21 protein-coding genes are annotated in these 20,692 nt (G+C 55.0%); 19 read left to right on the top strand and 2 right to left on the bottom strand.

Translation table 11 applies throughout. The features are described from left to right. The first annotated feature begins 14 nt into the window (after positions 1-14). The 15 genes from nuoL (at position 15) to fabZ (ending at position 15,203) form a co-directional block, all read left to right on the top strand. Complete coding sequence (gene nuoL, locus CIG75_RS01995) at positions 15-1,916, top strand: NADH-quinone oxidoreductase subunit L (protein ID WP_094235124.1); 1,902 nt, start codon at positions 15-17, stop codon at positions 1,914-1,916. After that, entirely contained in the window at positions 1,913-3,433 is a 1,521-nt protein-coding gene (locus CIG75_RS02000) for a complex I subunit 4 family protein (RefSeq protein ID WP_227874328.1), read from the top strand. The genes nuoL and CIG75_RS02000 overlap by 4 nt, the downstream gene beginning before the upstream one ends. A gap of 3 nt (positions 3,434-3,436) precedes the next feature. After that, positions 3,437-4,954, top strand: coding sequence for an NADH-quinone oxidoreductase subunit N (locus tag CIG75_RS02005; RefSeq protein WP_094235125.1), 1,518 nt, complete (start codon positions 3,437-3,439; stop codon positions 4,952-4,954). Positions 4,955-5,057: 103 nt separating this feature from the next. Further along, positions 5,058-5,306: a DUF1146 family protein gene (locus CIG75_RS02010; protein ID WP_094235126.1), complete on the top strand. Its 249-nt coding sequence runs from the start codon at positions 5,058-5,060 to the stop codon at positions 5,304-5,306. 84 nt (positions 5,307-5,390) lie between these two features. Beyond that, a complete protein-coding gene (locus CIG75_RS02015) occupies positions 5,391-6,149 on the top strand; it encodes a YwmB family TATA-box binding protein (protein WP_094235127.1) in 759 nt (252 codons plus the stop codon). A gap of 40 nt (positions 6,150-6,189) precedes the next feature. After that, on the top strand, positions 6,190-7,500 hold the full coding sequence (gene murA, locus CIG75_RS02020) for a UDP-N-acetylglucosamine 1-carboxyvinyltransferase (protein ID WP_094235128.1): 1,311 nt from the start codon (positions 6,190-6,192) through the stop codon (positions 7,498-7,500). 90 nt (positions 7,501-7,590) lie between these two features. After that, complete coding sequence (locus tag CIG75_RS02025) at positions 7,591-8,589, top strand: copper amine oxidase N-terminal domain-containing protein (RefSeq protein ID WP_094235129.1); 999 nt, start codon at positions 7,591-7,593, stop codon at positions 8,587-8,589. 96 nt (positions 8,590-8,685) lie between these two features. Beyond that, positions 8,686-9,699, top strand: a complete 1,014-nt coding sequence (spoIID, locus tag CIG75_RS02030; protein WP_157729333.1) for a stage II sporulation protein D — start codon at positions 8,686-8,688, stop codon at positions 9,697-9,699. Positions 9,700-9,803: 104 nt separating this feature from the next. Further along, the gene (locus tag CIG75_RS02035) at positions 9,804-10,703 is read left to right on the top strand and encodes a M23 family metallopeptidase (protein WP_157729334.1); all 900 of its coding nucleotides are present in this window, start codon (positions 9,804-9,806) and stop codon (positions 10,701-10,703) included. Between the two features lie 195 nt (positions 10,704-10,898). Further along, positions 10,899-11,207 (top strand): sporulation transcriptional regulator SpoIIID, encoded by a 309-nt coding sequence (gene spoIIID, locus CIG75_RS02040; RefSeq protein WP_094235132.1) that lies wholly within the window; start codon positions 10,899-10,901, stop codon positions 11,205-11,207. A 133-nt stretch (positions 11,208-11,340) separates the two neighbouring features. After that, positions 11,341-12,375: a rod shape-determining protein gene (gene mreB, locus CIG75_RS02045; RefSeq protein WP_094235133.1), complete on the top strand. Its 1,035-nt coding sequence runs from the start codon at positions 11,341-11,343 to the stop codon at positions 12,373-12,375. A 29-nt stretch (positions 12,376-12,404) separates the two neighbouring features. After that, a complete protein-coding gene (locus tag CIG75_RS02050; protein ID WP_094238304.1) occupies positions 12,405-13,214 on the top strand; it encodes a flagellar hook-basal body protein in 810 nt (269 codons plus the stop codon). 16 nt (positions 13,215-13,230) lie between these two features. Continuing rightward, the gene (locus CIG75_RS02055; protein WP_094235134.1) at positions 13,231-14,067 is read left to right on the top strand and encodes a flagellar hook-basal body protein; all 837 of its coding nucleotides are present in this window, start codon (positions 13,231-13,233) and stop codon (positions 14,065-14,067) included. Positions 14,068-14,073: 6 nt separating this feature from the next. Continuing rightward, on the top strand, positions 14,074-14,586 hold the full coding sequence (pgsA, locus tag CIG75_RS02060) for a CDP-diacylglycerol--glycerol-3-phosphate 3-phosphatidyltransferase (protein ID WP_094235135.1): 513 nt from the start codon (positions 14,074-14,076) through the stop codon (positions 14,584-14,586). A 182-nt stretch (positions 14,587-14,768) separates the two neighbouring features. Then, entirely contained in the window at positions 14,769-15,203 is a 435-nt protein-coding gene (fabZ, locus tag CIG75_RS02065; RefSeq protein WP_094238305.1) for a 3-hydroxyacyl-ACP dehydratase FabZ, read from the top strand. A 32-nt stretch (positions 15,204-15,235) separates the two neighbouring features. Here fabZ and CIG75_RS02070 read toward each other — a convergent pair whose 3' ends face one another. Further along, positions 15,236-15,814 (bottom strand): RNA polymerase sigma factor, encoded by a 579-nt coding sequence (locus CIG75_RS02070; protein ID WP_094235136.1) that lies wholly within the window; start codon positions 15,812-15,814, stop codon positions 15,236-15,238. 266 nt (positions 15,815-16,080) lie between these two features. Here CIG75_RS02070 and CIG75_RS02075 point away from each other — a divergent pair, with 266 nt between their 5' ends. Beyond that, complete coding sequence (locus tag CIG75_RS02075; RefSeq protein WP_094235137.1) at positions 16,081-16,614, top strand: hypothetical protein; 534 nt, start codon at positions 16,081-16,083, stop codon at positions 16,612-16,614. Here CIG75_RS02075 and CIG75_RS02080 read toward each other — a convergent pair. Further along, a complete protein-coding gene (locus CIG75_RS02080) occupies positions 16,598-17,257 on the bottom strand; it encodes a YigZ family protein (RefSeq protein ID WP_094235138.1) in 660 nt (219 codons plus the stop codon). The two genes, CIG75_RS02075 and CIG75_RS02080, sit on opposite strands and share 17 nt — an antisense overlap. A 145-nt stretch (positions 17,258-17,402) precedes the next feature. Here CIG75_RS02080 and CIG75_RS02085 point away from each other — a divergent pair, with 145 nt between their 5' ends. From CIG75_RS02085 to CIG75_RS02095, 3 genes are read left to right on the top strand one after another with little or no spacing between them, the layout of a single operon-like run. Further along, positions 17,403-18,083, top strand: coding sequence for an S-layer homology domain-containing protein (locus CIG75_RS02085; RefSeq protein WP_094235139.1), 681 nt, complete (start codon positions 17,403-17,405; stop codon positions 18,081-18,083). Continuing rightward, on the top strand, positions 18,083-19,432 hold the full coding sequence (locus CIG75_RS02090) for an O-antigen ligase family protein (RefSeq protein WP_094235140.1): 1,350 nt from the start codon (positions 18,083-18,085) through the stop codon (positions 19,430-19,432). Before CIG75_RS02085 ends, CIG75_RS02090 begins: the two co-directional genes overlap by 1 nt. A 20-nt stretch (positions 19,433-19,452) precedes the next feature. Continuing rightward, positions 19,453-20,589, top strand: coding sequence for a glycosyltransferase (locus CIG75_RS02095; protein WP_094235141.1), 1,137 nt, complete (start codon positions 19,453-19,455; stop codon positions 20,587-20,589). Positions 20,590-20,692 lie beyond the last annotated feature (103 nt).

The following is a 20,692-nucleotide window of genomic DNA, read 5'->3' on the forward strand; positions in this document are numbered from 1 at the left end:
AGAAAGGTGATCTTATGGTCGAATATGCCTGGTTAGTTCCCCTCTTCCCGCTGGTGGCGTATCTGCTCCTGTTCGTGCTCGGTCGGCGGGCGCAAGAGGGAATTGTCACTGCGATCAGCGTGCTGGCAGCGCTGGCGGGCTTCGCGGTATCGCTTTTCATCCTGTCGGATGTAAAAGCAAACGGTGCTTCTGCGCCGTACATCTTCCACTGGTTGAGCGTTGGTGAAACCACGCTGTCGATGGGCTATGAAGTCACACAGCTCAACGCGATGATGCTGGTGGTGGTCACGTTTATCTCCACGCTGGTACTGCTCTTCTCGAAGAGCTACATGCACGGCGATGAACGCTTTCCGGTGTTCTATCAATATTTAAACTTGTTTATCTTCTCAATGCTCGGATTGGTCATCTCGCCGAACCTCCTGCAAGTGTATATCTTCTGGGAACTGGTCGGCTTGTGCTCCTTCCTGCTCGTAGGCTTCTGGTACTTCAAGCCGGAAGCGGCTGCAGCGGCGAAAAAAGCATTTATCGTCACGCGGATTGGTGACGTAGGTCTCTTTATCGGGATCGTGCTGCTGTTTGTGGCGACCGGTACGTTCGAATACGCTGGCATCTTCCAAGCGATCGAAGCGAAGCAGTTTGCGATCGACTGGATCTCGCCAGAAGCGCTGATCACTTTGATCGCCATCTTGATCTTCATCGGTGCGATCGGTAAATCTGCGCAGTTCCCGCTACACACTTGGCTTCCCGACGCTATGGAAGGCCCGACTCCAGTCTCCGCGCTGATCCATGCTGCGACGATGGTAGCAGCTGGTGTGTACTTGGTAGCTCGTGCATTCCCGATCTTCGAAGCATCTCCGGATGCGTTGATGATCATCGCGATCATCGGTGCGATCACAGCCATTTTGGCAGCGTTGATCGGTCTGACGCAAAATGACATCAAGCGTGTCGTCGCGTACTCGACCGTTTCGCAGCTCGGTTACATGGTGATGGCGCTCGGCGTTTCCGCATACGTGGCATCGGTGTTCCACCTGATGACACACGCCTTCTTCAAGGCACTGCTCTTCTTGGCAGCAGGTTCTGTCATTCATGCGATTCACCACAACCAGGACATACGCAAGATGGGTGGTCTGTGGAAGAAGTTGCCGATCACAGCTTGGACGTTCCTGATCGGGGCGCTGGCTTTGTCCGGGATTCCGCCGTTTGCCGGTTTCTGGTCGAAAGATGAGATCCTGCTCGGCGCGTATTCGTCCGGCAACATGGTGTTGTTCGGGCTCGGTCTGGTCGCAGCTTTCTGCACCGCTTTCTACATCTTCCGCGTGTTCTTCATGACCTTCACTGGCAGTTTCCGCGGTGAAAAAGAAGTGTACGATCATGCGCATGAGTCGGGTCCGCTGATGACGATTCCGCTGGTGTTGCTGGCGATCATGGCGATCTTCGTCGGTTTCCTCAACTCTCCGGTCACCGATTACGCCTTCGAACACTTCCTGTTCCATGATGGCGAAGTGGGTGAGATCTACACGCCGGAACTCTGGATTGCTGTGCTGGCGACCATCGTGGCGCTGCTCGGGATCGGCCTTGCCTACCTGATGTACAAAGCAAAGGCGATCGATCCGGAGAAACTGGGTGGCGGAGCGCTTCGCCCGCTGTACCAACTGTCTTACAACAAGTTCTATTTTGACGAACTCTATGACTATGTGATCGTCAAGCCGGTCGTCTGGATCGGTCGTGTGCTGAACTTTATTGACAAGTGGATCATCGACGGTATCGTCCACCTCTTCGGTGAAGGGACAGTCGTCGGTGCGCTTGGGCTGAAATACAGCCAGAACGGTCAAGTCCAGACTTATGGTCTGATCACCATTCTTGGCGCAGTGGCGCTGATTACCGGCGCATTGATCTGGGGAGGTGTTGTGAAATGATGGGGAATCTTTTGACCATCATCGTTTTCCTCCCGCTGTTGGCCGCTCTGATCATCGGCTTTGTTCCGCGAGATAGCAAAGGGCAGGCGCGGGCGATCGCTCTGATCGCCACTTTTCTGCCGCTTGTGTTCGCAGGAATTCTCTACGCGGGCTTTGACTTTGACGCGAAAGGCATGCAGTACACCGAATCGGCGGAGTGGATCAACATCGCCAACGTCTACCATGACAAGGCGCTCGTCATCGGATATGACCTTGGTGTTGATGGTCTGTCCATGCCGTTCGTGTTGCTGACTTCCATCGTTTCCTTCCTCGCCGTTCTGGCTTCCGGTAAGATCCAGCATCGGGCGAAGGAGTATTACATTTGGTTCCTGCTGCTCGTAACCGGTCTTTACGGCTGTTTCGTAGCGCTCGACCTGTTCCTGTTCTTCCTGTTCCTTGAGCTGACCCTGATCCCGATGTACTTCCTGATCGGCATCTGGGGCGGCGAGCGCAAAGGCCCTGTGGCGACCAAATTCTTGGTATACCGCGGGATCGCTTCTGCGTTCATCCTCGTAGCCTTCATCGCGATGGCGTTCAAAGCGGCCGATGCGACAGGCACGATCACGCTGAACATGCTGGCGATCGCCGATGCGTTCTCGCAGGCATCGCCTGACCTGATCACGTCCGCTTTCAAAAACGGCATTTTCTTGGTACTGCTCTTGGCGATTTTGATCGAGGAAGCATTCTTCCCGTTCCATACGTGGCTGCCGGATACGCATGAACAAGTGCCGTCCGCAGTTTCGATGATCGTCGGCGGTGTGCTGATGAAGATCGGCGCATACGTACTGTTCCGCATCGCAGTCGGCATTCTGCCCGATGCTGTGCAACACTGGGCGACGCTGATCGCGGTGATCGGTGTGATCAACATCGTTTACGCGGCACTGATCGCCATGGTGCAAAAAGACTGGCGCCGTCTGCTCGCCTTCTCTGCGATCTCCCACATGGGTATCGTTCTGCTTGGGGTGGCGGCGATGAACCAGGCGGGCATTCAAGGTGGGGTCTTCATGACGATCTCCTCCGGTCTGCTCTCCGCGCTCTTGTTCTTCCTGATCGGCGCGATCAAAGAGCGCACAGGCACCGCGTTGATCGCGAACCTCGGCGGTCTGTCCAAGCCGATGCCGATCCTCGCTGGGTTCCTGTTGGCTGCAGCGCTCGGTTCGCTCGGTCTGCCGGGCATGAGCGGGTTTATCTCTGAGATTCTGGCGTTTATGGGCTCGTTTGAAGTATTCCCGGTCCTTTCGGCTGTGGGTGCGCTTGGGATCATCTTGGCCGCTGTCTACCTGCTCTGGGCGATGCAGCGCACCACTTATGGTCCGACGCCTGCACAGCTGGAAGGTGTGACAGACGCTCGTCCGATCGAATTTGTTCCGGCGATCGTCCTGCTCGCACTGATCATCTTGATCGGGGTCTACCCGCAAATCCTCAGTGACCTGGTGAACCCGTCGATCCAAACTCTCGTCACCAGGATAGGAGGGTAGCACATGAATCCGGTACAATCGTTTTCTACGCTGAGCTTTACGGGAGTCTGGGAGGTAATGGCTCCTGAAGTCATCCTCGTTCTGCTCGGGTTCGGGATGCTGGTGTTCGACCTGTTCGTCTCGAAAGAAACCTCCCGCCGCATCTCACCGTGGATCGGCGTGGCAGGTCTGCTCCTCGCCCTTGTTCTCGTGCTGAAAAACTTCGGCGTCGTCGCCGACGGTGGCATGAAAGAACTGTCCAACATGCTGTACGTGCTTGATGACTACGGCAATATTTTCAAAGTGATCTTCATCCTCGGCACGACGTTCACGCTGCTGATGTCGATCGACTTCTTCCGCCATAACCCGCAAGTCAAAGTAGCGGAATACAGCTACCTGTTGATTTTCGCGACGGTCGGTGCGATGGTCATGTCTTCCGCGTATGACCTGATCACGCTGTTCGTCGGTCTGGAATTGCTCTCGATCGCGTCGTACATCCTCGTGGCCATTCGCCGCGATGCAAAAGGCGGCGAGGGGGCGATGAAATACCTGATCACAGGTTCGATCGCCACCGCGTTCGCTCTGTACGGGATGTCCTTCCTGTACGGCGTGACGGGCGTGACCAACATCGCGCAAGGTTCGCAGATGATCGCTCAGATGTGGGTGGAGTTCAAACCTTTGATCGTGCTGGCCTTCCTGCTGATGACGATCGGCTTCGGGGCGAAAATCGCCTTGGCGCCGTTCCACATGTGGGCACCGGACACCTACGAAGGCGCTCCGAACCCGATCACTTCGTTCCTCTCTGTGGTTTCCAAGGCGGCCGGTTTTGCGCTGGTGTTCCGTCTGTTCATCTGGGGGTTCGGCCCCGAGTTTAACGAGCTGTACATCTACCTCGTGATTCTTGCTGCGATCACGATGGTGATCGGGAACGTCGCGGCGCTCGTCCAGAAAAACATCAAGCGTCTGCTGGCCTACTCCTCGGTGGCACAGGCCGGTTATCTGCTGATCCCGCTCGCGGTGCTTGGCAACGGCAGCTCGCAGGAGAACATCTGGCTTGCGCTCGGCGAAGTCACGTTCTACCTCGCTGCGTACCTGTTGATGACGATGGGCGCGTTTGCGATCCTGACCAACGTGACGCGTGCGGCGGGCACCGAATCGCTCGATGCGTTCCGTGGTCTGTACAAGCGTTCGCCGTTCCAAGCGCTGGCGATGACGGTGTTCGTGCTCTCCATGGCAGGGATGCCGATCACTGCAGGCTTCTTCGGGAAGTTCTACATCTTCTTGGGCGCGATCAACACGCAGATGTATTGGTTGGCTGCCCTGCTGTTCGTCACCTCGGCGATCGCCTTCTACTACTACTTTGGTGTGTTGAAAGCGATCTATATGAAGGACAGCGAAGCTCCTGTCACCGAACAAAAACTGGCGCTGCCGTGGTCGCTCGGCCTGATTGCATGGGTCGGTATGATCGGCACTGTGGTGCTCGGTGTGTACCCAACCCTGTTGCTCGACGTGCTCAACGGTTTGAACTGGTTCGGTCTGTAAGTGGATGATCAAGAAAAAGACTCTGGGACTTTAGTCTCGGAGTCTTTTTCCTTGAATTATGGTACGATATAACGAGATATGAAGAAAGTCGGAGGGTTCCGCGATGTTTTTAGGCTCCCAAGAGACCGGGATGGGTTGGATATCCCTGTTCAATCTGGCGTTTCTGATCTTTGGTGTCCTGATCGCGTGGTATGCACTGCAAGTGGTGCGCTGGGAAGTGTTTCTCAAAGAGGCCAAAGGTCGTCCAGCCGCCGTTTTGCGTTTGCTTGTGGCGATCCTGCTCGGGTATCAGTTAGCCAAATTTGCCAATGAATACATGATGTCAACGATGATGCTCAAGCAATTCTTCTAAACTATTTTTCTATCAGCTCGTATATCCTCCCGTTTCTGCGGTCAGAATGGGTAACATCCATTTGACGGGCAGGGAGAGAGATCGATGAAGAAAATTGGAATTCTCGGCATCATCTGTTGTTTGATCGTTGCAGCTTTTAGCTTGTTTTCAGCGCGCGAGACGATTGCGGAAACGGCCGATATGGGCATGTTTTTGAGCAAGGCGTTCGCAGAGACCGCAGCAGATGTAGAAGGCTGGCAGGTGCACAACTGGTCGGTGATCGACAAGGAGTACAAGGCGGCCGAAGATCTGAAGTTGCTCGGGCTCAACCTGAACAAGACGTTCGGGATTCAAAATGCGCAAGAGGCGCTCGAGTCAAAAGGCGATCAAACCTCGTTCACCTTGCGCGGCAAGTGGCAAAATGGCGCGGCCGCACAACTGGTGCTGACTTCGATGAAATTCCAAGACCATGCGCCGCAAACGGTGCTGGTGCTGCGTGTCGAACAGGAAGCGAAAGATCTGAGCGATTATTCGTCTGCGATCAAAAAAGTGAGCGAAACGGCACGCTTTGCGAATACCATCCCACAAATTAGCACTTGTATCAAAGGTTTGCGGGCTGATAGAATGAATGATGGTGAATTGAACTCGATGGTCAAACAGGTGTTGCAAAAAGTGAAGGCCAAAGAGATCGAAGGGGTTCGCTCCGAACTGGTCACCTCTGTATCCGGATACTCTCCTTTAACGAAGGATTACATAGTCACCAATGGGAACAAGATGAATCTGCAAGTGGCAGCTCATTTTGACGGACATCTCGGTAAAACGCGCATTCTGGTGGGTTCACCGATCGTTACCATTGAGTATTAAGGGCTAGCTGCCTCGCCCTGCCTGTGGAGGTTTTTACAACATGGCTAAGATTGTCGTACAGGGCGGACAACGCCTCATGGGCACTGTGAAAGTCCACGGCGCGAAAAACGCCGTATTGCCAATCATCGCCGCTTCCATCTTGGGAAGCAAAGGCGAAAGCGTTTTGGAAGAAGTACCAAATCTCTCCGATGTCGGAAACCTCCGTGCCTTGCTGGAAGTGATGGGTGTGGAGACAGGCGAAGCGGGATCTGGTATTTTGCGTCTGAACGCAGAACTTGCTCATTCAACGGAAGCACCGGCCGAACTTGTTCGGAAACTGCGGGCTTCTTTTCTTGTCCTTGGGCCGCTCCTTGGCCGTTTCGGCAAAGCGCGCGTTTCGATGCCGGGCGGATGCTCGATCGGAGAGCGCAAGGTCGATTTGCACATCAAAGGTTTTGAAGCGATGGGCGCGCAGGTCGAGCAGGGTGATTCCTTCATCGAAGCGGTCGCTGCGGGCGGACGATTGAAGGGTGCTACGATCTACCTTGACTTTGCCTCGGTCGGTGCCACGCAAAACATCATGATGGCTGCCGTACTCGCGGAAGGCAAGACGATCATCGAAAATGCGGCCAAAGAGCCGGAGATTGTCGATCTGGCCAACTATCTGAACAAGATGGGTGCCGACGTGCGCGGTGCGGGTACTGACACGATCCGTATCAACGGTGTCGATGAAATGTTTGGCGCCGAACACATGATCATCCCAGATCGCATCGAAGCGGGCACGTTCTTGGTCGCGGCTGCCATCTCTGGCGGCGACGTATTTGTGGAAGGGGCGATCTCCAACCACCTCGCGCCGCTGATCGCCAAGCTGAAAGAGGCGGGCGCTACGGTGATCGATGATGTGACGGGCGTGCGCGTGAAAGCGGATGGGCCGCTGAAACCGCTGGAAGTGAAGACGCTCGTCTATCCGGGCTTCCCGACCGACCTGCAAGCGCAGATGATGTCACTGCTCACCGTCATTCCGGGCACTTCCTATGTGACGGAGACGGTGTTTGAGAACCGCTTTATGCATGTCGCAGAACTGCGTCGCATGGGGGCGGATATCAAGGTGAATGGCCGGACAGCGACCGTAAACGGCGTGGAGCAACTGCACGGAGCGAAGGTCACCTCGACCGACCTGCGTGCCGGAGCCTGCTTGATTCTGGCCGGACTGGTCGCAAAAGGGCACACGGAGATTCACGGCGTGCATCATATTGACCGTGGGTATGTGGACATCGTGCAGAAGTTTGCCGACCTGGGTGCGCAGATCGAGCGCATTGAGCCGGAAGAGATCAAGGCGGTTGAAGAAGCGTTAGGGCAAGCATTTCTATAATCGAGCAAGGGCGGTCTGCTGAAGCAGGCCGTCTTTTTTTGTTGGAAGTGGGCAAGCTAGGAGCGTGTTGGCAAAGGAGGGGACTACTTGATGCAATCTCCTTTTCTAAAAGAGAGGTGGGTGCAGACTCCATATGGGAGTGAACTGCACCTTTATTTACGCAGTTATGATTTTATGGAGGAGATGGGGACTGAGCTCGGGCCTCAGGAAACGCGTCAGGAGCGATTGTCCACCACGATTTCGCAGTTTGTCCAGCAGCAATATCCAGATGCACAGGCGCGGTTGGTGAAAATTTTTCTCGGGACGATGATGGTGACGTCGATCGCGATGCCGACTGTAGGCGATTCGAGCATGAAGAGCGCCTACGCTGCGACGGCGATCGCGCTGATTGTAAACGATAAAGTGCTCGCTGGCGGGCAGCCTTACCTGCACCGTGACCGCGTGATGGTGCCGCTTCGCATCATCGCCGAAAGCTTAGGCGCGAAGGTGACGTGGGATGCAGCCGCACAGCGAGCGACGATCACGCAGGGGATCAATCGCATCGTGCTGACCAGCAACTCGAGCACAGCTGTGATCAACGGGCGCACGGTGGCCATCGATGCTCCAGCGGTGATCGTGAGTGAAACGTTGTTTGTGCCGGTGCGCTTTGTCGCAGAGTCGTTGCGGGCGCAAGTGGCATGGGACCCGTTTCGGCCGGCGGTCGTCATCTCCAACCAGCCAAGCCGTGTGCACACGGTCGTCAGCGGCGATACGCTGTGGAAACTGTCAGAAGCGTATCGAACGACAGCCACAGCCATCTTGCAGCGCAACGGCATGTCCGACCCGACGCTGTATCCGGGCGAGCAGCTGCTGATCCCGATTCGGGCAACCACCGTTGTCGTGCAGGCGGGCGACACGCTTTGGAAACTGGCACAGGCACATGGCGTGACGGTCGAGGCGATCCGCATGGAAAACCGATTGACATCCGATGCGCTCGTCGTCGGACAGGAGTTGACGATCCCGCAGGCGGGCATCGAACTGCCACCTCTGCCAAGTTTTCAAGCCCGCAACGCCTATCCGATCCTCAAATACTGGGAGACCCGCCTGTAGCGGGTCTCTTTTTTGTTCATATCATTTCCATTTGGCTCATAAGCTTTCATAGAGTATGCTGTGAAGCGAAATGAAGAAATGGAGGCCCGTTCGTACATGAAAAAAAACGTTCTCCCAATCCTTGCCGTCCTCCTCGCAGTGCTCACGGTTACGATCTTGTTGCCGGCCGCCCTGATCTGGCTCTGGCCCGATCGCGAGAAAGATCCGGTCACCACGCCGATCGAACTGCAGACAGCGCCGAGCGACGCGCAGGTGGCTGTCTACCTCACCGACCAGAAGCAGTTGATCACCATGCCGCTGGAACAGTATGTGCGTGGGGTGGTGGCGGCGGAGATGCCCGTCCATTTCGAACCGGAAGCGCTCCAAGCACAGGCGATCGCAGCGCGCACTTACATCGTCCGGCGCATGGCGGGAGGTAAAAAATCGGAACTATACCCCCAAGCGGACGTTTCGGACAATCACAACGAAGGCCAAGCATTTTCCAGTGAGGAAAAACTCAAACAGCGCTGGGGAAGTGCCGACTATGAACAGAACCTCTCGAAAATCAATGCGGCTGTCAACGCCACCCGAGGCCAGATCGCTCTGTACGAAGGCAAACCGATCGAAGCGCTGTTCTTTTCAACCTCTAGCGGCAAAACGGAAAACTCGGAAGACTACTGGGGTAGCACCGTGGCTTACCTGCGCTCTGTCGATTCCCCGTGGGATGCCAAGTCGGACAAGTTCACCGCCACACAGGAGATATCGCTGGCCGATTTTTATAAAAAGTTGGGCTTGCATGCGCTCCCGGCTGCGGAGATCGGCAGTCTGATCAAGCCGATCGAACGCTCCGTCACCGACCATATCAAAAAAATCAAAGTGGGCGATCAAGAGTTTTCCGGTCCAGAGTTCCGGAGCAAGTTGGGCCTGCGCTCCACGCTGTTCACTTGGCAGGTGAACACGGCGAACAGCACGATCTCCTTTTTCACCACCGGCTTTGGGCATGGTGTCGGCCTTTCCCAATACGGGGCGAACGGCATGGCGCAGGAGGGCAAAAAAAGTGATGAGATCATCCGCCATTACTACCAAGGCGTTACCCTCGGCCAAGTGAGTGACATTCTGCCAACGAATTAGGGTGTGCAAGTGCTGTAGATTTTATGAAAAAATTTGGATTCCCTCAGTCAGCCATGTATACGAGTCTCGCAAACGGTCGAGAATGTGCTACTGAGGTGATGATAATGAATAACGAAAAACAACAAGACAATGACAAAGCAACTCGCAACAAAACACCGCAACAACAAAAGTCTTTTTGGGGCAAACGCTGGACGTTCCCGGTTATCTATCTCGCAGCTTCCGTCCTCATCGTTGGTTTGATGTACGCAAAAAGCCAGGACGCAGCTCCGTACGAGATCGAGAAACAAAACACCGGCGAACAAGCAGGCCCGGTGCTTCCCTCCGATGATGCAACCCCGGCCAACACCGCGCCGAGCTTCAACTGGCCGGTTGGGGATGGCGGCGAAGACGCTGTGCTGTCGCTCGACTTCTTCAAAGAAATGTCGAAGGATGAAGAAAAGGCGATGGCGGTCGTCTCCTACGAATCGACGTTCACCCCGCACGAAGGTGTGGACATCGGCCTGAAAAGCGATGCACCGTTCAACGTCATCGCCGCTGCGATGGGCACCGTAAAGGCGGTCAAGGAAGATCCACTGATGGGCTACACGGTCGAAATCGACCATGGTAACGGCTATACGACCTACTACGCTTCGCTTTCCAAAGTCGAAGTTCAAGTTGGCAGCAAAGTGATCTCCGGCCAGCCGATCGCCAAGTCGGGCAACAACCGTTTTGAAAAAGAAGAGAAGAACCACCTGCATTTCGAACTGCGCAAAGATGGTGTCGCGATCGACCCGAACGGCGTGTTGCCGAAGAAGACCACCGCTTATGAAGCGTCGCTGAAGAACGGTGCGAAAGCGGCCAACTCCGATGCGATCGCTCCGAGCACAGGCACACCGTCTACAGGCACACCGTCCGAGAAGACAGAAGAGCCGAAAGATGCTGCGAAAACGGACGCTGAAAAGAAACCGGGTGAAGCGTCCAAAGAGCCAGGTGAGAAATCGAACAGCCCCACCCCCGCCAATTAAAGACTGGTCAGCCAAACCGCTCCTGGACGCAGGGGCGGTTTTTGCAATCTATTCGCGGTCAAAAAAGAAAGATAGAGAGAGGAAATCGGTGCAAACAAGCTGTCAAGGCTCGTCAAGGTCCTTTTTTGGAATATGCTCTTCCCCCCCTCATATACATGTATCAGACAATCCGATGAACATGGGGAGGCGAGGGGATTGCACGACTACATCAAAGAACGTACCCTGAAAATCGGCGAGTACATCGTGGAGACAAAGAACACGGTCCGAACGATCGCGCGGGAATTCGGGGTCTCCAAAAGCACCGTGCATAAGGACCTTACCGAACGGCTGCCCGAGATCAATCCCGACTTGGCCAATCGAGTAAAAGAAATCCTGGAATATCACAAATCGATCCGACATTTGCGTGGAGGCGAGGCAACGAAGAAGAAGTACCGAAAAGACGAAACAAAGCGAAAAGTGGCGAAAAATCTGCAAACTGAAAGAGGAGTTTCTGCGCCGATGTAGAAGATATAAAAGCGATTTCTCTGTATTTCTCAGATGTTTCTCTGCCAGTTAGTGGCAGGTGGATGAAAAGACACCGAGCATGAGATTTCGCTTTTTCCATGAGTTAGATGGAGCTAAGGAGGAACTCTCACACATGTTCGGAATCGACATCGGTGTGGACCTTGGCACAGCAAATGTGCTGGTTCATGTCAAAGGCAAGGGCATCGTCCTCGATGAGCCTTCCGTTGTAGCAATTGACAGCCAGACTAAAAAGGTAGTTGCAGTCGGCGAAGAAGCACGTCGTATGCTCGGACGCACACCTGGACATATCGTAGCGACGAGACCTATGCGCGAAGGAGTCATCGCCGACTTTGATACGACAGAAATCATGCTTCGTCATTTCATTCAGCGAGCGATCGGCAACAACCCGTTTAAGCGCCTGCGCGTGATGATCTGCGTACCGTCGGGCATCACGTCGGTGGAGGAGAAGGCGGTCGTGGAAGCGGCCACCCGCTCGGGGGCCAAGCAGGTCGATCTGATCACAGAACCCAAGGCAGCAGCCATCGGAGCCGGACTGGACATTTATGAACCGTCCGGCAGCATGGTGGTCGATATTGGTGGAGGCACGACCGATGTGGCAGTTCTATCGCTCGGTGAGATCGTCACCTCCAATTCGATCCGCGTCGCGGGGGACGAGTTTGACGAAGCGATCATTCGCTATATCAAGAAAGAATACTCCCTGTTGATCGGTGAACGAACGGCTGAAGATATCAAGATTCGAGTGGTATCCGTCTATCCGGGTGCGCGTCACGAAGAGATGGACATCCGCGGACGCGATATGATCAGCGGCTTGCCCAAGACGGTGACGGTGCGCTCCGAAGAGATGCGGGAAGCGTTGCAGGAGACGGTCGATCTGATCGTCGCCGCCACCAAGCAGGTGCTTGAGGTCACCCCGCCTGAATTGGCGGCCGACATTTTTGACAAGGGCATCGTCCTGACCGGTGGTGGGGCGCTCTTGTACGGACTGGACAAGCTGATGATCGAAGAGTTGCAGATTCCGGTTCACATCGCGAGCGACCCGATGTCCTGCGTCGTGCATGGCACGGGTATGGCGCTCGATTATATGGCCAAGATTTCGAAGAACTCCCTGTTCGGCTTCGGACGCAAGTCGGCCACGGGGGCACTCTGATCCAATCACTTTTCAAGGAGGCGTGACCGATGATCCGCGGACTTTATATCGCCAATTCCGGCATGCATGCGAACGAACGAATGCAAGAGTTGATCTCTAATAATATTGCCAATGCGAAGACGATCGGTTACAAGTCCGATACGGGGATTGTCCGGTCGTTTCCAGAAGAGTTGATCCTGCGGATCAATGACTTCGAGGGCGGGGTTGGTGCGGCCAACAAGCAACTCGGTCGGATGAGCACAGGCACGTTTTTGGAAGAAGCAGTTCCGCGCTTTGTGCCGGGCGTACTGGTAAGTTCGAAAAATCCGAACGCCTACGCGATCGTGGACAACCCTGCACCAGCCAACGAACCGAACCGACGCTCGTACTTTTCGGTGCTGAATGGCAACGAGGTAATGTACACGCGCGATGGTGACTTCAAAACACAGGTCGGCACCAACTTCCTGATCACCACGTCGGGCGATCCGGTGCTCCCGGTCAATGTCGCGACTGGGCTGCCGCAAAACGATGCGCGGATTCGCGTGCGTCAGGATGGCGGGTATGAATATACGAACGCAAACGGAGCCCCGTACAATCAAGCGGTGCGCTTTGGCGCGGTCGATATCATCGACTCGACCAAGTTGGAGAAATACGGCGACACCTATTTCACCAGCGCGGCGGCACCCGTTCGCGGTACAGCTGTGGTGGAAAAGGGGCAGTTGGAGCAGTCGAACGTCGATCTGGCAGGCTCGATGGTCTCGATGATCAACGTGATGAGAACCTATGAAGCCAATCAGCGCATGATCAAATCGCTGGACGGCGTACTCGAAAAAGCTGTCAGCATTGGACGGCTGAACTAACAAGGAGGCGGGCTAGATGCGGGCACTTTGGACTTCTGCACATGGTTTGGCGGGTCAGCAGGCACGCTTGGATGTAATTTCGAACAACGTCGCCAATCTCAACACGCACGGCTACAAACAGCAGGAATTGAACTTCAAGGACATGCTGTACGCAGAGATCCAACAAACGCGGCAGACGGGCAACCTGCAAGGGCGCGAGACGACGAGCGGACTTCGCATCGGTCATGGCGTTTTGCCTGTAGGCATCACCCAATGGTTCACGCAAGGTACGTTGCAACCGACCGAAAATGTGCTGGATGTGGCGATCGAAGGCGAGACCGGCTTTTTTGAAGTCGGAGTCTATAAGAATGGTCTCTTGACCGGTTTTGGCTATACGCGCGACGGATCGTTTGCAGTCGGCTACGATCAGAACGCTGTGCCGTACTTGACCGACTCGGCAGGCAACCCGGTACTTGGGACCGACCGCCAGCCGATTTCGCTGGAAGGTTTCGAGATTGAGACGTTGACGATCACAGCCAATGGGCAAATGACCGCAATGCGCGCTGGTGTGCGTGAGGCGGTCGGGCAGTTGGAACTGGTGCGCATCGAGAACCCGGACACCAATCTAGAGCCTTTTGGCAGCAATATGTACGCGCTCAAGACCAACGCCGCTCCGAATGCGTTGACGCGCGGTGCGTACAATTTGCCGAACGGGGCAACACTGAAACAGGGATTCCTTGAGCAGTCCAATGTGGACATGATCGACCAGATGGCAGACATGATCTCGTCGCAACGGGTCCTCTCGATGAATTCCAGAGCCTTACAGACGATCGATCAAATGATGGGGATGGCAAACAACTTGCGAAATGGGTAATGCCTAATGAATTTACCGAACATCTTAACGATGTTTCGACTTGGATTGATTCCAGTCTATTTCCTCGTGTTTTTTTCCGACCTTACGTACAACATGGAGCTTGCCTTGCTCGTGATCGTCCTCGCCGGACTTACCGACATTGTCGATGGGTACTTGGCGCGAAAGTACGGATTGATCACCGAGCTGGGCAGTATGCTCGACCCGCTGGCCGACAAGCTGATGATGCTGTCGGTCGTTCTTTCTTTCGTCATCGATGACCGTGTATCGTGGTTGATGGCAGGGCTGTTGATCGTTCGCGATCTTGGGATGATTCTCGCTTCTGTCGTGTATGTCACACAGGGCAAGAAGACGGTGCCGGCCACCATCTGGGGCAAGATGAACACCGTGTTGTACTATCTGGCGTTGGTCGCCTTGATGTTTCGCTGGCCGAATGCGGAGGCTTACCTGTGGGGCGTGATCATCTTGTCCTTTTTGATCTCGTTCCACTACATGCGACGCTTCCGTGCGATGAACATATAAAAAGCACTTCTGCAAGCGGGCAGAGGTGCTTTTTATGTGAGATCCAACCGCCGCTTGTGGCGGTGTAAGGACCGAGTTCATGTGGAGGCTGGTCGGCGTTGCCGATACGGTTTGGCTCGATTACATAGATTTGGTAAGATAGAAGGCAAGGAATACAGAGGAGGACATGGAGCATGGAGACAATCTTGAACATTGAAGAGATCCAAGGTATCATCGCGCATCGCCACCCGTTTTTGTTGGTCGATAAGATCGTCGAACTGGAGATTGGGCAGCGCGCTGTCGGCATTAAAAATGTGACGATCAACGAGCCGTTTTTTGCTGGACATTTTCCAGGTTATGCGGTCATGCCGGGCGTGCTGATCGTCGAAGCGATGGCACAGGTCGGTGCGGTGGCGATGCTGGCTAAAGAGGAGAACAAAGGCCGTCTGGCCTTCTTCGGAGGCATTGACGGTTGCCGATTCCGCGGACAGGTGCGCCCTGGCGATGTGTTGCGGATGGAAGTGGAAATCACACGCCTGAAAGGTCCGGTCGGCAAAGGCAAAGCGCGGGCGTTTGTGGACGATAAATTGGTCTGTGAAGCAGAATTGACCTTTGCTTTAGGTGCGAAACAAGAGTAACGGCGACCCGCTCGTTTGGAAAGGCCCGAGGATCATCCTCGGGCCTTTTTGATTTCTGCACGAATCTTGACGAGCGCCCGTCGCTTCCACGTTTTTACCGTATCGGCCGACACACCTTCCATCCGCGCCAACTCGGCCATCGACAGACCATCGATGACGATTTTCTCTACAGCGAGCGCTTCTCGTTCCGAGAGTGAAGTGAGCAAGGAGCGCCATTCCAGTTCACAAAATGAATCTGCGGCTTGTGGATCGGGCTGCATTTCGAGCAGCGTAGCCGCTTCGCCTTCCCCATCGCCAAGCGAGTTGTCGGCCAACTCCCGTGAGTGGTTGCGGTTGCGCACGCGGATGTAGTGCCAGACGCGCTCCTGCGTTTTCGCTTTGGCATAGGCGGGAAAAGGCACGCCGCGCGTCGGATCAAACTGTTGCACCGCCAGCAGAAACGCGATGTACGCCTCCTGTAGCAGATCACCGCGCTCGCTGTGCGGCACAGTAAAACGTCTCGCCGCTTTGACGATCACATTTTCAAATTCCTGCAACAGCATGAGCAAAGCGGTGCTGTCCTGTTGCTGCGCCCGTAAGACGGTACAGGCAAAGCGATCTTCTCCAAACATGCCTTGAGTGCCCCCTGCTGTGGGACCGGTCCCTTGCGGTGTCGTATACGCAGTTTCAGCATAGGGGGCGCAAGGCAGATCGTAAAAAGGGCACTCGACCCTCGCACGACAGCGAGTGGAGGCGAGCGCCGTCCGACTGAGGGCAAGTCGGAACCGAGCTGAATTTTGTCAAAGATTGGGTTGACTGAACTTATAGCCGAAATTAAAATAATGAAAAGGATATGAGATTAAGTCGAGGTAAATGGCGGTTGAAAGGGGATGTGAATATGGAGGTTATGAAAATTGACTGTGACCAATTGCAGTCGGTGCCCGTCGAATCGTATGTGCATGAATTGGCACTGTTGGCACCCGTCTATGTGGAAGGCGGCGGGGATATGACGAGAGTGGTCACGATGGATGGGGATATGTGGAATGATCCGCGGCCGGTGCCGGTCGTGTTAAAAGGGATCGCCAGACATTTTGGCGTTGATCTAACGGCTGTTCGTGAGCGATATGGGGACATACTGGGGAGAAGATTATACGTGCCGTTGCCGTTTGCACCACGGCTGACGCTGGTGCCTGTCAAAATGCGCCAGCCACGGATTGCAAAGGACGGGACGACAGGCTACGTGGCAGCGCAGGTGATTGAACGGGTCATGCCCGGTGCGAGGACAACCACCAGTGCGCTGTTGCTTGGCGGTGGGCAGAAGGTGAAATGTTTACAGAGCGGTGAATTTGTGCGGCAACAGCTTCGCAACGCCCGAATCGTGCAAACTTTTTATAAAGAAACGATGAGCTTGGGACTCACCGTTCCGCTTTGACCAATTTGCCATCCTGTTCGAATACATATTTTTGTTCGGTGTTGAGGAGTTCAGCTTGTCCATTGGTCGCGTTGGTGATCAACTTGTGCAGGTGATCCGCTTCTTCGACCGGAACGAGTGCAAAGACGGTGACTTTTTCCAAGTATTCGATGCGGTCGATATGAAAGTTCTCCACGGCGTGGAGTTCATTTTCCACCTTGCCCAGCCAAGAATAGTCGATGCTGATCGCGATTTCCTGAAACAGTTTGCGCGTGACGATGCCCGCCGCGTGCAGTCCGGCCGCTGCCGTCTGTGAGTAGGCGCGGATCAAGCCGCCTGCCCCGAGCATGATGCCCCCAAAATAGCGAGTGACGACGACGGCGACGTTGCGGAGATCTTCTTTTTTGATCACTTCCAAGATCGGCTTGCCGGCCGTGCCAGACGGTTCGCCGTCATCGTTCGCTTTTTGAATCTCTTGGTGGGGCCCGAACACATAGGCATAGCAGTTGTGTGTAGCATCCCAGTGCTTTTTTTGAATCGATTGGATGAAGCTGAGCGCTTCTTCCTCAGAGTTCACAGGCATTGCGTAGCCGATGAAGCGAGATTTTTTGATGATGATGGTCTCCTCGCCCGGCGCGAGCAAGGTGCGATAGGATGTTAGCAAGCAGATTTCCCCTTTCTCCTACTGCCTCTTGTCTTATCGTAACAGAATGTCAACATGCTGTGAATTGACGCAGGGGAGCAGGAGACTTACAATTATTGAATGGTTGCAATAGCGATGGAACGACTTGGAATGATGGAGGAATAACATGCGCAGGAAATCGACGTTCAAGTGGTTTGCCGGAACGATGGCGGCCCTGTATCTTGTGACGCTGGTCTTTTTCTATGAATTGCCGTTTGGATCGACGATCTATAAAGACGTCCCCAGCGGTCACTATGCCGTCTATGAGATCGAATACATGTATAACCAAGGCTTTATGAAAGGCCGCGATGAGACGGTCTGGAACTTTTATCCGGAAAAGTCGATCACTCGCGCCGAACTGGTCTCGCTGATGCTGAAGATCAACGGTGTGAACGCTGAGACGCTAGTTAAGCCTGCCGACGGTCCATTTGCGGATGTACCGAACGCGCACTGGGCAGCTGCAGATGTGGCCGAAGCGGCGAAGCGTCAACTGATCCCGTTCGATGTGTCGAGCGGTTTCCGTCCCGATCAGCCGGTCACCCGTGGCGAACTGGCCAATGCGGTCGTCCAAACTTTGCAGATTCCGCTGAACACAGCGACCGTTTCCGCACTGCCTGACATCGTCGGCCACCCCTATGAGAAACAGATTCGCACGCTGGTGGCCAACCAATATGCAAAAGGTAATACCGATGGCAATTTCAAGCCGGACGACACGGCTGACCGGTCAGCGACCGCCTATATGTTCGCCAAGGCGCTGAAGGACCTGCGTCCGGATCTGGGTAACGGGAAGAAAGGGGCTAAGAAATAATGCAGACACAAGCACAACTGGGATTGCGTGCACAGCGCGTGCGCGACATCACCTACTACCTCCTGCTGATTCTCTCCTTCTTCTCGATCATCAACTACATGTTGCGCGAACTGTTCGGCGACCTTCCGCTGCTCGGTTCGCTGATCCCGGCGTGGAAGGAAGGCCTGATCTTCCTGCTCTACCTCATGTTCTACCTGAAGTCGAAGGCAGAAGGGCGTATCGATTGGAAGGCGAGCCGCCTGCATTGGCTGATTCTGTTCACCTTTGGGGCGACGCTGTTGTCTGCCGTCTCCAACTGGATCATCCACCCGTCGGTGTTGAAAATTTCTCCGACCTATCACTGGGTAGAAGTGACGGCGAGCATGTCGATCGTGATCGACGGGTTGCGGACGCTGCTCGAAGCGAGTTTATACTTCCTCGTGCTCAATGCCCTGATCGATGATGAAGACACGATCAAAGACATGGTGCACGGGATGATCGTCGCCGCTACGCTGGTCGCGGCGTTTGGGATCTATCAAAAGTTGGCCGGGTGGGAAACACCGCCCGCTTGGACCTATTCGGAAGTCGAAAAAGGGATCAAGATCCGCGTCTTCTCCTCGATCGGCAACCCGAACGCCCTCGGCGGCTTCATGGTGCTGATCACCCCGATCGCGCTCGCCCTTACCCTGTGGGCGAAAAATTGGACACACCGCATATTGTATGGCTCGGCCACACTGCTCATGCTGGGCTGCCTCGTGTTGACTTACTCGCGCGGCGCATGGCTCGGTTTTCTGGCCGGGATGGTCGTCTACACGATCATCACGCGCAACAAATGGCTGGCCGTCGTAGGCGTCGCGGGGCTGATCGCAGCACCGATTGTCGCAGAGAGCGTCGTCGCTCGACTGACACTGGCCTTTACGCCTGAATACTGGAACAAAGCATCAGAAGGCGGACGCGTCGAGTTCTGGGCGCGGGCGCTGACGATCTTTAAAGAGTATCCGGTCTTTGGTACCGGAATTGGCACGGTGGGCGACTCGGTGGCGACCCGTCATGGTGTGCCCGGTGCCACGTGGATCGACAACCAGTATTTCAAACTGCTGGCGGAGACAGGGATCGTCGGCACGCTGACCTATGTGGCGATGGTGTTCACGCCGGTGATCAACGGTATCAAGTCGGTCTTTGGTTCCAAACAGCGCGATACGTTTCTCTTTGCGCTGAACGCTGGTATTGTCGCCGCCCTTTTTGGTATGCTGGTGGAGAACGTTACAGCGGCGATTTTTGAAGACCTCAACGTAATCACGCACTTCTGGACGCTGGTGGCATTGCTCTATGTGAGCATCCGCATTCAAAGCCAGAAGGCGAAAGCATAAACGACAGGCGGGGATGCATAATGGAGAGGCCGATTCGCGTCCTCTATCTGATCGGGGGCGGCGAGTTTGGGGGAGCGGAACAGCATCTGCTCGGACTGGTCAACGATCTGGATACGCATGGATTTCACCCGCAGGTGGCCGCGTTTTATGAAGGCGAATTTGCCAAGCGCGTGCGGGAATTGGGGATTCCGACCACCGTTTTGCAGAGCGATACCAAATCGATGGGCGGCTTGAACCCGCTGCGTGATCTGATTCGCGATTGGCGACCACATGTGATTCACACGCATGGGGTGCGGGCGAACATGATCGGGCGCTTGGCGAACAAGTCGGAAGGCTACCCGGCCAAGTCGGTCACCACGGTGCACAGCAACTTGGCGCTCGACTATCCGGCCGCGTGGAAGCGCACGCTGTTCGGGACGTTCGAGAAAATCACCTGGCCTTATGTCGATCATTTCATTCTCGTCTCGCACGCGATGAAAGATGATTTCTTGCAGATCGGGCTGCCCGAAAAGAAGATGAGCGTCATCCACAATGCGATCGAACTGCCGCTGGAGCCAAGCGTGCATGTCCCGGTGACATCGCTTCGCGATTTGATCGGCGTGGGCGAAGACGTGACCATCGTCGGCACGGTGGCGCGGCTTCATCCCGTGAAAGGTCACACGTACTTGTTGAAGGCGATCCAGAAAATCGTTCAGGAACGGCAGGATGTCGTCTTCCCGTGGTTCGGTGATGGCGATCTTCATGACGAACTGCAAGCGGAAGCGAAGGCGCTCGGTGTTGATTCCTATGTGCGGTTCTTAGGATTTCGCAAAGACATTCCCGATCTGCTTCCACAGCTTGACGTGTTCTGCCTGCCTTCCTTATCTGAAGGCTTGTCGCTGTCGATCCTCGAAGCGCTGGCAGTCGGAGCGCCGGTCGTGACCACCGCTGTCGGCGGATCGCCGGAAGTGATCACCTCGGAGGAGGACGGCCTGTTGGTGCCAGCGGCCGACCCGCAGGCGCTCTATGAGAGCATCTGTCTACTGGTAAAGAACAAAGAGCGCCGTTTGGAATTGGCCAAGGCGGGGCAGGAGATGGTGTACCGCCGCTTCACGATGCGCCGCCTTGTCGAGGAAACGACAAAAGTTTATACCGATTTGCTTCAGACACCAAAATAGGACACATATTCATGCCCCTGCTCGAGTAATTTGAGTAGGGGTTTGCTTTTAAGCCAATGTCTGGCTCGCTCTGACTTCGAAAGATGGAAATAAAAGTTTGTCG

This window comes from Tumebacillus algifaecis (assembly GCF_002243515.1).
GTDB lineage: Bacteria > Bacillota > Bacilli > Tumebacillales > Tumebacillaceae > Tumebacillus_A > Tumebacillus_A algifaecis.

Excerpts from the sequence above, each read along its gene's own strand:
- nuoL (WP_094235124.1), top strand. The coding sequence starts at position 15 with ATGGTCGAATATGCCTGGTTAGTTCCCCTCTTCCCGCTGGTGGCGTAT.
- CIG75_RS02000 (WP_227874328.1), top strand. The coding sequence starts at position 1,913 with ATGATGGGGAATCTTTTGACCATCATCGTTTTCCTCCCGCTGTTGGCC.
- CIG75_RS02005 (WP_094235125.1), top strand. The coding sequence starts at position 3,437 with ATGAATCCGGTACAATCGTTTTCTACGCTGAGCTTTACGGGAGTCTGG.
- CIG75_RS02010 (WP_094235126.1), top strand. The coding sequence starts at position 5,058 with ATGTTTTTAGGCTCCCAAGAGACCGGGATGGGTTGGATATCCCTGTTC.
- CIG75_RS02015 (WP_094235127.1), top strand. The coding sequence starts at position 5,391 with ATGAAGAAAATTGGAATTCTCGGCATCATCTGTTGTTTGATCGTTGCA.
- murA (WP_094235128.1), top strand. The coding sequence starts at position 6,190 with ATGGCTAAGATTGTCGTACAGGGCGGACAACGCCTCATGGGCACTGTG.
- CIG75_RS02025 (WP_094235129.1), top strand. The coding sequence starts at position 7,591 with ATGCAATCTCCTTTTCTAAAAGAGAGGTGGGTGCAGACTCCATATGGG.
- spoIID (WP_157729333.1), top strand. The coding sequence starts at position 8,686 with ATGAAAAAAAACGTTCTCCCAATCCTTGCCGTCCTCCTCGCAGTGCTC.
- CIG75_RS02035 (WP_157729334.1), top strand. The coding sequence starts at position 9,804 with ATGAATAACGAAAAACAACAAGACAATGACAAAGCAACTCGCAACAAA.
- mreB (WP_094235133.1), top strand. The coding sequence starts at position 11,341 with ATGTTCGGAATCGACATCGGTGTGGACCTTGGCACAGCAAATGTGCTG.
- CIG75_RS02050 (WP_094238304.1), top strand. The coding sequence starts at position 12,405 with ATGATCCGCGGACTTTATATCGCCAATTCCGGCATGCATGCGAACGAA.
- CIG75_RS02055 (WP_094235134.1), top strand. The coding sequence starts at position 13,231 with ATGCGGGCACTTTGGACTTCTGCACATGGTTTGGCGGGTCAGCAGGCA.
- pgsA (WP_094235135.1), top strand. The coding sequence starts at position 14,074 with ATGAATTTACCGAACATCTTAACGATGTTTCGACTTGGATTGATTCCA.
- CIG75_RS02070 (WP_094235136.1), bottom strand. The coding sequence starts at position 15,814 with ATGTTTGGAGAAGATCGCTTTGCCTGTACCGTCTTACGGGCGCAGCAA.
- CIG75_RS02075 (WP_094235137.1), top strand. The coding sequence starts at position 16,081 with ATGGAGGTTATGAAAATTGACTGTGACCAATTGCAGTCGGTGCCCGTC.
- CIG75_RS02085 (WP_094235139.1), top strand. The coding sequence starts at position 17,403 with ATGCGCAGGAAATCGACGTTCAAGTGGTTTGCCGGAACGATGGCGGCC.
- CIG75_RS02090 (WP_094235140.1), top strand. The coding sequence starts at position 18,083 with ATGCAGACACAAGCACAACTGGGATTGCGTGCACAGCGCGTGCGCGAC.
- CIG75_RS02095 (WP_094235141.1), top strand. The coding sequence starts at position 19,453 with ATGGAGAGGCCGATTCGCGTCCTCTATCTGATCGGGGGCGGCGAGTTT.